Consider the following 11,643-nt stretch of genomic DNA (forward strand, 5'->3'; position numbering starts at 1 on the left):
GTCAGCGACTCCGGGATCGATGGGTCAGCGGCCCCGGGATCGGCGAAATCGGCCGATTCTCGTCCACCACAGGAGGTTTGGCCTGCCGTCAGGCACAGAAAGGATCACGAGAACGGTGCCCGGGCCCCGCTGCCGCACGCCCGTCCGCACCCTCGCCGGCGAGTCGGCTCCCGGCGGTCCGGGAGGCGACCCGCCCCCCGGCGCCGTCCGCCGCCCGCGGGGAATGGGGCGGCGGTGTCCCCCGGCCCACCGGTGCGGGAACCGGAACACCAGGCGTTCCGCCTCCCGGCCGGACGGGCCGACCCACGCAGGACTCATCGAAGCGGCACCGCCCCCAAGCGGCGAGAGCGCACGGCCGGGCGCACGGCGCCACGGACGGAGCACGGACCGGCCGCCGGGCGCCTCCGGTCGGGTGGTCACACAACAATCTCGCCATACGGAACTCCGCCCCTTAACGGTGGGGATGCGGCGAACTACGCTGTGTTTACGAATGCCGCCTGCCTATGCCCGGCGTCGCGGCGGCCGTCTGGATGTCGAGGGGTGGCGTCATGTCCAGGGAGCAACGCGGGCCGAACGAGAAGCTCGGCGCCGTTCTCGCCCTCGCGGGAATCAGCAACGCCGGCCTCGCCCGGCGCGTCAACGACCTCGGTGCGCAACGGGGACTGACCCTTCGCTACGACAAGACCTCGGTGGCCCGCTGGGTCTCCAAGGGGATGGTGCCGCAGGGCGCCGCGCCGCACCTGATCGCCGCCGCGATCGGCCAGAAGCTGGGCCGGCCCGTGCCGCTGCACGAGATCGGGCTCGCGGACGCCGACCCGGCGCCCGAGGTGGGGCTCGCCTTCCCCCGGGACGTCGGGGAGGCGGTCCGCGCCGCCACCGACCTCTACCGGCTGGACCTCGCCGGCCGGCGGGCCGGCGGGGGCGGGATCTGGCAGTCGCTCGCCGGCTCGTTCTCGGTCAGCGCCTACGCGACCCCGGCCTCCCGGTGGCTGATCACCCCGGCCGACCCGTCGGTGGAGCGGGAGGCGGGACGGCACGGGTCCGGCGGCGGGAGCGGGCCGGGGCCCGCCGATTCCGGGGAGCACGTGCGCGTGGGACACAGCGACGTCGCCAAACTCCGCGAGGCGGCGGAGGACGCGCGAAAGTGGGACTCCAAGTACGGCGGCGGGGACTGGCGGTCCTCGATGGTGCCCGAGTGCTTAAGGGTGGACGCGGCGCCCCTGCTGCTCGGCTCGTACTCGGACGAGGTCGGCAGGGCGCTCTTCGGCGCGACCGCCGAACTGACGCGGCTGGCCGGGTGGATGGCCTTCGACACCGGTCAGCAGGAGGCCGCCCAGCGGTACTACATCCAGGCGCTGCGGCTCGCGCGGGCCGCAGCCGACGTGCCGCTCGGCGGGTACGTGCTCGCCTCGATGTCGCTCCAGGCCACCTACCGGGGCTTCGCCGACGAGGGCGTGGACCTGGCGCAGGCCGCCCTGGAGCGGAACCGGGGCCTGGCCACCGCCCGCACCATGTCCTTCTTCCGCCTCGTCGAGGCCCGCGCGCACGCCAAGGCCGGCGACGGTCCCGCGGCCGCGGCGGCCCTGAAGTCCGCCGAGGGGTGGCTGGAGCGCTCCCGGGAGGGCGACGCCGACCCGACGTGGCTGGGCTTCTACTCGTACGACCGGTTCTGCGCCGACGCCGCCGAGTGCTACCGGGACCTCAGGATGCCGCGGGAGGTGCGGCGGTTCACCGAACAGGCGCTGTCCCGGCCGACCGAGGAGTTCGTCCGCTCGCACGGGCTGCGGCTCGTCGTCTCGGCCGTCGCCGAGCTGGAGTCCGGCAACCTCGACGCGGCCTGCGCGGCGGGCACGCGCGCGGTGGAGGTGGCCGGCCGGATCTCCTCCGCGCGGACCACGGAGTACGTACGGGACCTGCTGCACCGCCTGGAGCCGTACGGGCACGAGCCGAGGGTCATGGAGCTGCGGGAACGGGCCAGGCCGCTGCTGGTCGCCCCGGCGTGACGGACGACCCGGCGTGACGGGCGCGCCGGGATGCGCGTGACAGCGTGACGCGCATCCCACGACGTGGGCGTTTAGCGGGATTGTCAGTGGGCCAGTGCACTATCAGGGGTGGGAGGTGGCGCTGGTGTTTGACTGTGACGTGCTGGTGATCGGCGGCGGGATCGTCGGTCTGTCGACGGCGTACGCGCTGCAGCGCGCCGCCCCCGGCACCCGCGTCGCCGTCCTGGAGAAGGAGGACGGCCCCGCGCGTCACCAGACCGGCCGCAACAGCGGGGTCATCCACAGCGGGCTCTACTACCGGCCCGGGTCCCTGAAGGCGCGGTTCGCCGTCGAGGGCGCGGCCGAGATGGTCAAGTTCTGCACGGAATGGGATATTCCACACCGGGTGACCGGCAAGCTCGTCGTCGCCACCGAGCGCGAGGAGCTGCCCCGGCTGCACGCGCTGGTCCAGCGCGGCCGGGAGAACGGCATCCCGGTGCGCGAGCTCGGCCCCTCGCAGATCACCGAGTACGAGCCCCGGGTGCGGGGGCTCGCCGCGATCCACGTCGGCACCACCGGCATCGTCGACTACAAGGCGGTCGCGCGGCGGCTCGCCGAGTCCTCCGGCGCGGAGATCCTCTACGGCGCGGAGGTCACGGCGATCGACCGGCGCCCCTGGGGCGTCGCCGTGCGCACCGCCGACCAGCGGATCCTGCGCGGCAAGGTGCTCGTGAACTGCGCGGGGCTGCACTGCGACCGGATCGCCCGGCTCGCCGGCGACGACCCGGGCATGCGGATCGTCCCCTTCCGGGGCGAGTACTACGAACTGGCCGACCCCTCACTGGTGCGAGGCCTGGTCTATCCCGTGCCCGACCCGGCCTTCCCCTTCCTCGGGGTGCACCTCACGCGCGGCATCGACGGCAGCGTCCACGTCGGGCCGAACGCGGTGCCGGCACTCGCCCGCGAGGGGTACGACTGGGGGGTCGTCCGGCCCGGTGAGCTCGGCGGCACGCTCGCGTGGCCCGGCTCCTGGAGCATCGCGCGCCGCCACTGGCGGTACGGCGCGGGCGAACTGCGCCGCTCCCTGTCGAAGCGGGCCTTCACCGAGTCGGTGCGGCGGCTGCTGCCGGGGGTGGACGAGTCCGATCTGCGGCCCACGGCGGCGGGGGTGCGGGCGCAGGCGGTGCTGCGGGACGGGACGCTGGTGGACGACTTCCTCATCCGCGAGGGACTTCGTACGGTGCACGTGCTCAACGCGCCTTCGCCCGCGGCGACCGCGTCCCTCCCCATCGGCCGGGAAATAGCCCGCCGCGCCCTCCCCCTCCTGTGACCCGCCGCCCCGACGGAACGTGGCCCCAGCGGAACCGCACGGGCGGTCGTACCATGGGCCGCATTGTGTCTGAGCAGCGTGAGAACCACAGCGAGTCCGTCGCCCGCAGGGGCAGTCGTATGTTCGCGCCCGGAGAGGGCCCCAGCCCCGACCCCGCCGGCGCCCACTTCGAGCGCCGGATCCGGAGCTTCCAGCCGCGCCGCAGCCGGGTGACGGCCGGCCAGGCCGAGGCGATGCTGAAGCGGTGGCCCGACTGGGGCCTGGACATCGACGGCAAGCGGGTTCTCGACCTCCACGAGATGTTCGGCGGGCTGCCCGTCGTCCTGGAGATCGGCTTCGGGATGGGCGAGGCGACCGCGCAGATGGCCGCCGCCGACCCCGGCACCGGCATCCTCGCCGTCGACGTGCACACCCCGGGGCAGGGGAACCTCCTGGGGCTCGCCGACCGCAACGGGCTCACCAACGTCCGCGTCGCCAACGGCGACGCGATCATCCTGCTGCGCGAGATGCTCGACCCCGCCGCCCTCGACGGCTGCCGCGTCTACTTCCCGGACCCGTGGCCGAAGAAGCGGCACCACAAGCGGCGGCTGATCCAGCCCGAGTTCCTGACGCTGCTCGCGACCCGCCTGAAGCCCGGCGGCGTCCTGCACTGCGCCACGGACTGGGAGCCGTACGCGGAGCAGATGCTGGAGGTGCTCTCCGCGCACCCCGACTTCGAGAACACCGCCGCCGACGGCGGCTACGCGCCCCGCCCCGGCTTCCGGCCGCTCACCCGCTTCGAGGGCCAGGGCCTGGACAAGGGCCACGTCGTGCACGACCTGCTGTTCCGCAGGAAGTAAGCCCCCCCTCCCCCAAGTCCGTCGCTCCTGTCGGCGGCGGTCGCTAGGGTCGAGTCGTGTCGTCACCCCTGCCGCCGTCCACACCCCCGTCACCGTCACCGTCCTCCTCCCCTCCGCCCGGGTCCGTCTCGCCGCCGGCGACCGGCTTCCTGCCGGCGCAGGCCGGGGCGCCCGCGGTCGAGAGCCACGTCCCCGTCCGCGAGGGCGACGAGCCGTCGTTCGCCGTGGCCGCCGACCGGAGCCAGTGGCGGTACCGGCCGCGGCGGGCCTTCTGGCGGAGCCGGATCGTCCGTGCCGTCGCCCTGATCACGCTGCTCGCGCTCTGCGCCCTGGTGATCCTGGCGCTGGTGCGCGAGCAGACCGGCACCGAGGGCTTCCTCGTCGGCCTGGGGCTCGCGGTGTTTCCCGTACCGCTGCTCATGGCGGCGTTCCGCTGGCTCGACCGGGTCGAGCCGGGGCCGTGGAAGAACCTGCTGTTCGCCTTCGCGTGGGGCGCGTTCGCCGCCGCCCTGGTCGCGATCCTGGCCAACACCTTCGCCGTCCGCTGGATCGCCACCGCGACCGCCGATCCCCGCTCGGCCGACGACCTGGGCGCCACCGTGATCGCCCCGGTGGTGGAGGAGACCGCGAAGGCCGCCGCGATCCTGCTGCTCTTCCTCTTCCGGCGGCGGGACTTCCGGAGCCTGGTCGACGGGGTGGTGATCGCCGGTTTCACCGCGACGGGCTTCGCGTTCACCGAGAACATCCTCTACCTCGGCACCGCCTTCGGCGAGGACCAGGACCTCGGCGACGGCGGCATCGGCGCCGTCACCGCCGGCACCTTCTTCGTCCGGGTCGTGATGTCGCCGTTCGCGCACCCGCTCTTCACCGTGCTCACCGGCATCGGCTTCGGCCTGGCCGCGCTCGCCCCGCGCGGCAAGGTGCGCCGGCCGCGGAAGGTGCTGCTGCCGCTCGCCGGGCTGCTGCTCGCGATGGGCGTCCACGCGCTGTGGAACGGCTCGGCGACCTTCGGCGGCCCGCTCGCCTTCTACGCCGTGTACGCGATGTTCATGGTCCCGGCCTTCGGGCTGCTGACCTGGCTCGCCGTGTGGAGCCGGCAGAAGGAGCTGCGCACGATCGCCGCGGTGCTCCCGGCGTACGCGGCGGCCGGCTGGCTCTCCCCCGAGGAGCCGCTGGCGCTCTCGTCGATGCGGGCCCGCCGCACCGCGCGCGCGGTGGCGTCCCGCACGTACGGCAAGGCGGGCGCGCGGGCGGTCGGCGAGTACGAGGCCTTCGCCACGACCCTCGCCTTCCTGCGCGAGCGGGCCCGCCGGGGCACGGTCCCGGTGCCGGACTTCGCGGCCCGCGAGCAGGAGCTGCTGCACCACCTGTGGGCGCGCCGGACGACGGCCGCGCCGGCGCTCTCGTACGCGGCGCGGTCCACCGGCCGGGTGTGGGTGCCGCCGCAGTACCTCGACTACGGCGGCTACAACCCCTACAAGGGCTAGCCTTCGGGCGTCTCGGAGGCGGCCGTCAGGCGGGCCAGCTCGTCGTCGGTCAGCTTCAGGTCGGCGACCGCGACCAGCGCGGGGACCTGCTCGACCGTGCGGGCCGAGGCGATGGGCGCGGCGACGGTGGGACGGGAGGAGAGCCAGGCGAGGGCGACGGTCGCCGGCTCGGCGCCGTGGGCCTCGGCGACCTCGTCGAGCGCGGCGAGCACGGCCTGGCCGCGCGCGGTCTCCGCGTGGGCGGAGGCGCCACGGGCGCGGACGCTCTCGACGGTCCGGCCCGGACGGTACTTGCCGGTGAGGAAGCCGGCGGCGAGGCCGTAGTAGGGGACGGCGGCGAGGCCGGTCTCGGCGGCGGTGTCGAGGAGCGGGCCCTCGTACTTCTCGCGGGCGACGAGGTTGTACTCGGGCTGGAGCGCCACGTACCGGGCGAGCCCCTCGGCCTCGGCGAAGTCGAGGGAGGCGCGCAGCCGCTCGGGGGAGATGTTGGAGGCGGCGACGGCCCGCACCTTGCCTTCGCGCACCAGCTGGTCGAGGGCGGTGACGATCTCCTCCACCGGCACGGACTCGTCGTCGAAGTGCGTGTAGTAGAGGTCGATGTGGTCGGTGCCGAGGCGGCGCAGGGACTCCTCCGCGCCGGCCTTGATGGTGGTGGCGGACAGGCCCTTGAGGGGCGAGTGGGCGCCGACCTTGGTGGCGACGACGATGTCCGAGCGGTTGCCGCGGGCGGCCATCCAGCGGCCGATGATGGTCTCGGACTCGCCGCCCCGGTTGCCCTCGACCCACTCGGAGTAGACGTCGGCGGTGTCCAGGAAGTTGCCGCCGGCGGCGGCGTAGGCGTCGAGGACGGCGAAGGACCGCTCCTCGTCGGCGCTCCATCCGAAGACGTTGCCGCCGAGGGCGAGCGGGAAGACGTTGAGGCCGGAGGTGCCCAGCGGGCGCAGGGGTGAGGACATGACGTACTCAACTCCCTGCGCCGCCGGGCGTATTCCGGTCGAGGAGCCTGAACCCCGACCGGAACGCCCACGCGTCGGGGGTCAGACCGACAGGCCCTTGGAGCGCAGCCACTCCGCCGGGTCGATGCCCGAGCCGTCGGGGGTGTGGACCTCCATGTGCAGGTGGGGTCCGGTGACGTTGCCGGTGGCGCCGACGCGGCCGATGGTCTCGCCGGTGGTGACGGTCTGGCCGGCGGCCGCGGTCATCGAGGAGAGGTGGCAGTACCAGACCTCGGTGCCGTCCTCCAGCTCCAGGACGATCCGGTAGCCGTACGAGCCGGACCAGCCGGCCGACGTGATGGTGCCCCCGTGGACCGCCTTGAGGGGGGTGCCGGTGGGGGCGGCGAAGTCGAGGCCGGTGTGGTGGCCGGAGGACCACATCGAGCCGGACTGCATGTAGGTGGAGGTGAGGGTGTAGGAGGAGAGCGGCATGGAGTAGCCGGCGGCCAGCTTGGCGAGCCGCTCGGCCTCCGCCTTCTCGGCGGCGATGCGCTCGGCCTCGGCCTTCTCGGCGGCGAGCCGCTCCGCCTCCGCCTTGGCCTTCGCCTCGGCCTCGGCCTTCGCGGCGGCCTCCGCCTGCGCCTTCGCGTCTGCGGCGGCCTTCTCCGCGGCGGCCTTCTCGGCGGCGAGCTTCTCGGCGTCGACGGCGGCCTGCTGCTGCTGTTCGGCCTGCTGGAGGATGCGGGCGCGCAGTGCCTCGCCGGCGTCGGCGGCGGTGGCGGTGCGCTCCGCGGCCTCGGCGCCGGTGGTGGTGTCGGCCGGGGCGGTGTACGTGACCGAGGTCAGCGGCTTCGCGGCGACGCCGCCGGCCGGGACCGGCGCGGACGCGCGGGGGGTCGTCTCCTCCTCGCCGCCGGGCAGGAGGTCGCCGACGCCGGGCAGGTCGTGGGCGTCCGGCAGGCCCAGGTCGGGCAGGTCGGGGAGGGAGATGGCGACGGGGGCCTTCTCCTGCGCGGTGGCGAGGCCGCCCGCGCCGACGGCGGCGATGACGCCGACGCCGAGGACGGTGGAGGAGCGGGCGAAGTTGGAGCGCTGCTTCACGATCCGGTGCCGGCCGCCGGCGCGGCTCTCGGCGCGCAGGGAGCCCTCGGTCGGGTTCCACTCGCCGGGGGCGGGGGTGAAGGAAGCGGTCTCGTACGCGCCGGGCGCGAAGCCGTCCGGGTCGCCCGCGCCGACGGCACCCGGGCCGCCGAAGGGGTCGAAGGGAGCTTCGGGTACGGGGGTGTTGGACGCCACGGAGGCGCGCTCCTTTCCTTCCTTCTCGCCTACCGGGTTAGCTGACGGGTTCGGAGCAGGAAGGTCTCCTACGGGCTCTTCGCACGGGGAGGTGCGAGGGGCCCGATTCACCCCAAGGGTTGGTTCCCCGGTTCCCTCACGGGATTCGGCACGTGCGCACGGAGCCGTCTCTTGCGACGGCTGGGACGACCGCGCTGCGTTATCGAACGTTAATAGACACCGCACTCCTATTCCAAGCCGTTCCCCTTGATCATTCATTGAATTGGCAGGGAATCGCCCGAGTTGAGCCCCCTTCAATGGACCCTCGCCCCACCCCTCGAATCTGACGGTATGTCAATTGTTATCGCTGTGAGACCTCGTGAGCACGGAACGTGACCGCCGTCGCTCCCGTCAGCGCGCCGGTCCCGGCGGCACCACCGGCATCGTCCGCCGCCGCTCCGGCGCCCCCGCCGCCGGCCGGCTCACCGCGAGCAGCGCCATGTCGTCCGTCGACCCGCCGCCGGTGTGCCGCCGCACGTCGTCCACGAGCGCGTCGAGGAGCTCCTCGGGCCCCGGGAAGACCGCCCCCGCGAGCCGGGCCGCCGGATCGTAGAAGGCCCCGGAGCCGTCCCGCGCCTCCGACAGCCCGTCCGTGTGGAACAGCAGCGTCGCGCCCGGCGGGTACGGCCGCTCGTCGGTCCGGTCCGGCCCCACCGACAGCTCCCCCATCCCGAGCGGCAGCGCCGCCTCGGCCGGCCCCAGCGGCTCCACGCGCCCGTCCCCGTACAGCAGCAGCGGCGGCGGATGCCCCCGGTTCACGATCCGCACGACCCCGCCCTCGCGCGGGATCTCGGCGAGCACCGCCGTCGTGAACCCCTCGACGGCGTCGAGACCCTCGCGCCGCGCCCCCTCGCGCGTCAGCGCCCGTTCGAGCCGCGCCGCCACCCCCTCCAGGGCCGCCTCCTGCTCGGCCGCCTCCCGGAAGGCTCCGATCACCACGGCCACCGCCTCCACCGCGTCCATCCCCTTGCCCCGCACGTCCCCGACCACGAGCCGCACCCCGTGCGGGGTGTCCTGCACGGCGAAGAGGTCGCCGCCGATGAACGCGTCCGCCTGCGCCGCCTCGTACCGCGCCGCGCACTGGAGCCCCGCGATCCGCTCCGCCGGCATCGGCAGCACCGCCCGCTGCGCCGCCTCCGCGATCACCCGCGCCGACGCGAGCCGCTCGCCGCTGCGCCGCACCACGAGGTTGATCAGCATCGCCAGCGCGGAGACGGTCACCACGGTGAGGGTCTCGGTGAGCGAGGGCACGTCGGAGAGCGTGCGGTTGTACGCGTGCAGCCCGACCGAGGCGAGGATCGCCGCGAGCCCGGTCAGCAGGGTCGTGAGCCGGGAGAAGAACGGCGCGGCGATCAGCGGCGCGGCGGAGAAGAGCGGAGCCGCCGTGTACGAGGGCGGGGTGGACAGGTCGAAGGCCACCCCTCCGAGGATGATCAGCGGCGGCAGGGCCCGCAGGAACCTCCGGGTCGCCCCGAAGGCCACCGGCGGCCGCGGCTCACCCCCGTAGGGGCCCCGGGGCGCACCGGGCCCGGCGATACGGCCGCCGGGCTCCTCGCCCCGAGGGTGCGCCACCTGAGAACTCCTGACCGGTCGGGGCCCGCCACCGGACCGTGCGGACGGGACCCCCGACCGCACACCCCTCAAGCCTCCCCGACCCGCCGCCGCGCGGCGACCGGCGTCGTCCGACCGGCGTACGCCGAGGCGCCCCCGGGGCGCGCGCCCGCCCCGACGGCCGCGCCGGCCGCCGGGTGCGGTCCTGGTCCTGCCTGGCCCGGCAGGACCAGGACCGCACCGGCCTCACAGGTTCCGCTCGGCCCACACCGTCAGGGCGTCCCGCACCAGGACGGCGGTGCCCTCGCCGTGCCGGTCGTAGTTCTTGGTGAACCTCGGGTCGTCCACGTACATCTGCCCGAGCCCGATCAGGTACTCCTTCGTCGGCGCGGTGGTGACCGACAGCCACGCGTACTGCCTCCGGGCCAGCGCCTGCACCTCGTCGCTGTCCGCCGCGAGCCCGGCCGCCGCGGCCGCGCCGAAGTCGCGGGCGATGGCCGCCTGCGTCTCCATGAACTCCTTCTTCTCGGCGTCGCTCAGCGAGCGCCACCAGCGGTCGCCCCGCTCGTACGCGTCGCGGCCCCACCGTTCGGTGACCTCCGCCTCGTACCGCGTGTGGTCGAAGCCGTCGAATACTTCCTCGGCCATGAGCCGTTCTCCTCTCTCGGTCTTGTGGAGAGTGGTCCGCACGGCCTCGATCTGCCGCCCGATGCGCTCGCGCTCCTGCTGGAGGAGGGCCAGATGCGTGCGCAGGGCGGCCGAGGTGTCCCGCTGGCCCTCGAGGACCTCGGCGATCGCGGGCAGCGAGAGCCCGAGCTCGCGCAGCAGCAGGATCCGCTGCAGCCGGACGAGCGCCGCCTGGTCGTAGTACCGGTAACCGTTCGCGCCGATCCGGCTCGGTTCCAGCAGCCCCAGCTCGCCGTAGTGGCGGAGCGTGCGGCTGGTGGTGCCGGCCTTCCTGGCGATCTCCTGGATCGACCACTCCATGACGGGAACGGTAGAACTTGACGTTGCGTAAAGGTCAAGCGGCGACGGACGCGCCCCCGGGAACGCCGAAGGCCCGGATCGTATGAATACGATCCGGGCCTTCGGGCTACTGAGTAGCGGGGACAGGATTTGAACCTGCGACCTCTGGGTTATGAGCCCAGCGAGCTACCGAGCTGCTCCACCCCGCGTCGGTAAACACGACCTTACGGCATGGGCGGCCGAATCCGAAATCCGATATCCCCGCAGCCGGCCGGACGGCCCGTTCAGCAGCCGCAGTCCTCGGCGTCGACCGGGGCCGTCAGCGGGTCGGCGGCCTTCCGCGCCGGCCCCTCCCAGGTCTCGTACGCGAAGCCCTCACGCGCCCAGTACTCGAAGCCGCCGAGCATCTCCTTGACCTGGAAGCCCAGCCGGGCGAGGGCGAGCGCGGCCCGCGTGGCGCCGTTGCAGCCGGGCCCCCAGCAGTAGGTGACGACCGGGACGCCCTTGTCCAGGAGCCGCTCCGCCTGCTCGGGGATGAGCGCGGTGGGGAGGTGGACGGCGCCGGGGACGTGCCCCTGGTCCCAGGAGGCGGTCGAGCGGGTGTCGATCAGCACGAAGCCGGGGTCGGCGCCGGTCTCGCGGGCGTCGGCCAGGGCGGCGGCCACGTCGGAGACGTCCGCGTGGAAGGCGAGGCTGGCGGAGAAGTGGGCGACCGCGGCGGCGGGGGAGGCCGGCGGGGTGCGCAGCACGGGGTTGAGGGGGTTGACCTGGCTGTCTGTCGTCGTCATGGTGATCAACCTACGGATGATGATCATCGCGCTGAAGTGGCATTCCACGGGCGTCGACGACCTCGCCCGGGGAAACCCTGGCGATCGCTCGCGTACGGCGTGGATCTCACGGTCCGAGACGTCGGCGTGTCACATCCGGGGGTTCTGGTCCGTCATGGAGGCATGACGGGACGCGAAGGGGGACACGGGCGGATGGACGAGACGACGCCGGAGCGGGCCGAAGGCGCGACGGCCGGGACGGCCGGGACGGCCGGGGTCACGACCGGGACCGGCACGACCGTGACCGGAGCCGGTGTCGATGCCGGTGCCAATACCAATGCCGGTGTCGGCCCCGCTTCCGGCTCCCGTGACGACTCCGGCTCGGACTCGGGCTCCGGCTCGGACTCGGGCTCCGGCTCGGACTCGGGCTCCGGCTCGGACTCGGGCTCCG

Annotated in this window: 10 protein-coding genes, 1 tRNA gene and 1 riboswitch; of the genes, 5 read left to right on the forward strand and 6 right to left on the reverse strand. The window is 74.0% G+C overall.

What is annotated here, in order from left to right; all coding sequences use genetic code 11:
• Positions 1–548: 548 nt before the first annotated feature.
• The 4 genes from IE245_RS18800 to IE245_RS18815 all read left to right on the forward strand — a co-directional run bounded on the left by IE245_RS18800 (position 549) and on the right by IE245_RS18815 (position 5,638).
• Positions 549–2,003 carry an NsdA family TPR-like regulatory protein gene (locus tag IE245_RS18800; RefSeq protein WP_189949031.1) on the forward strand — a complete coding sequence of 485 codons (1,455 nt, stop codon included), beginning with the start codon at positions 549–551 and terminating at the stop codon, positions 2,001–2,003.
• A 124-nt stretch (positions 2,004–2,127) separates the two neighbouring features.
• Entirely contained in the window at positions 2,128–3,312 is a 1,185-nt protein-coding gene (gene lhgD / locus IE245_RS18805; RefSeq protein ID WP_189949033.1) for an L-2-hydroxyglutarate dehydrogenase, read from the forward strand.
• A gap of 119 nt (positions 3,313–3,431) precedes the next feature.
• Complete coding sequence (trmB, locus tag IE245_RS18810) at positions 3,432–4,151, forward strand: tRNA (guanosine(46)-N7)-methyltransferase TrmB (RefSeq protein WP_229851403.1); 720 nt, start codon at positions 3,432–3,434, stop codon at positions 4,149–4,151.
• Positions 4,152–4,300: 149 nt separating this feature from the next.
• Positions 4,301–5,638 carry a PrsW family intramembrane metalloprotease gene (locus IE245_RS18815; RefSeq protein ID WP_189949322.1) on the forward strand — a complete coding sequence of 446 codons (1,338 nt, stop codon included), beginning with the start codon at positions 4,301–4,303 and terminating at the stop codon, positions 5,636–5,638.
• Here IE245_RS18815 and IE245_RS18820 read toward each other — a convergent pair.
• From IE245_RS18820 to IE245_RS18845, 6 genes are all read right to left on the reverse strand, one after another.
• Entirely contained in the window at positions 5,635–6,594 is a 960-nt protein-coding gene (locus tag IE245_RS18820; RefSeq protein ID WP_189949037.1) for an aldo/keto reductase, read from the reverse strand. The two genes, IE245_RS18815 and IE245_RS18820, sit on opposite strands and share 4 nt — an antisense overlap.
• An 81-nt stretch (positions 6,595–6,675) precedes the next feature.
• The gene (locus IE245_RS18825; protein ID WP_189949039.1) at positions 6,676–7,869 is read right to left on the reverse strand and encodes a M23 family metallopeptidase; all 1,194 of its coding nucleotides are present in this window, start codon (positions 7,867–7,869) and stop codon (positions 6,676–6,678) included.
• 11 nt (positions 7,870–7,880) lie between these two features.
• A riboswitch (cyclic di-AMP (ydaO/yuaA leader) is annotated at positions 7,881–8,030 on the reverse strand.
• Positions 8,031–8,259: 229 nt separating this feature from the next.
• The gene (locus IE245_RS18830) at positions 8,260–9,480 is read right to left on the reverse strand and encodes a PP2C family protein-serine/threonine phosphatase (RefSeq protein WP_189949041.1); all 1,221 of its coding nucleotides are present in this window, start codon (positions 9,478–9,480) and stop codon (positions 8,260–8,262) included.
• A 225-nt stretch (positions 9,481–9,705) separates the two neighbouring features.
• Entirely contained in the window at positions 9,706–10,446 is a 741-nt protein-coding gene (locus IE245_RS18835) for a MerR family transcriptional regulator (RefSeq protein WP_189949043.1), read from the reverse strand.
• A 114-nt stretch (positions 10,447–10,560) separates the two neighbouring features.
• Positions 10,561–10,634 (reverse strand) — tRNA-Met (locus tag IE245_RS18840).
• 75 nt (positions 10,635–10,709) lie between these two features.
• Complete coding sequence (locus IE245_RS18845) at positions 10,710–11,213, reverse strand: rhodanese-like domain-containing protein (protein ID WP_189949045.1); 504 nt, start codon at positions 11,211–11,213, stop codon at positions 10,710–10,712.
• Between the two features lie 192 nt (positions 11,214–11,405).
• On the opposite strand from IE245_RS18845, the gene IE245_RS37100 reads away from it, so the two are divergent.
• Positions 11,406–11,643 (forward strand): hypothetical protein (locus IE245_RS37100; protein WP_229851385.1); only part of this gene is annotated, 238 nt, incomplete at its 3' end.

The sequence above is a fragment of the Streptomyces roseolus genome, from assembly GCF_014649855.1.
Taxonomy (GTDB): Bacteria; Actinomycetota; Actinomycetes; order Streptomycetales; family Streptomycetaceae; genus Streptomyces; species Streptomyces roseolus.

What these genes read in the sequence shown, in the direction of transcription:
- IE245_RS18820 (WP_189949037.1), bottom strand. Translation starts at nt 6,594, where the DNA reads ATGTCCTCACCCCTGCGCCCGCTGGGCACCTCCGGCCTCAACGTCTTC.
- IE245_RS18845 (WP_189949045.1), bottom strand. Translation starts at nt 11,213, where the DNA reads ATGACGACGACAGACAGCCAGGTCAACCCCCTCAACCCCGTGCTGCGC.
- IE245_RS18800 (WP_189949031.1), top strand. Translation starts at nt 549, where the DNA reads ATGTCCAGGGAGCAACGCGGGCCGAACGAGAAGCTCGGCGCCGTTCTC.
- IE245_RS18835 (WP_189949043.1), bottom strand. Translation starts at nt 10,446, where the DNA reads ATGGAGTGGTCGATCCAGGAGATCGCCAGGAAGGCCGGCACCACCAGC.
- trmB (WP_229851403.1), top strand. Translation starts at nt 3,432, where the DNA reads ATGTTCGCGCCCGGAGAGGGCCCCAGCCCCGACCCCGCCGGCGCCCAC.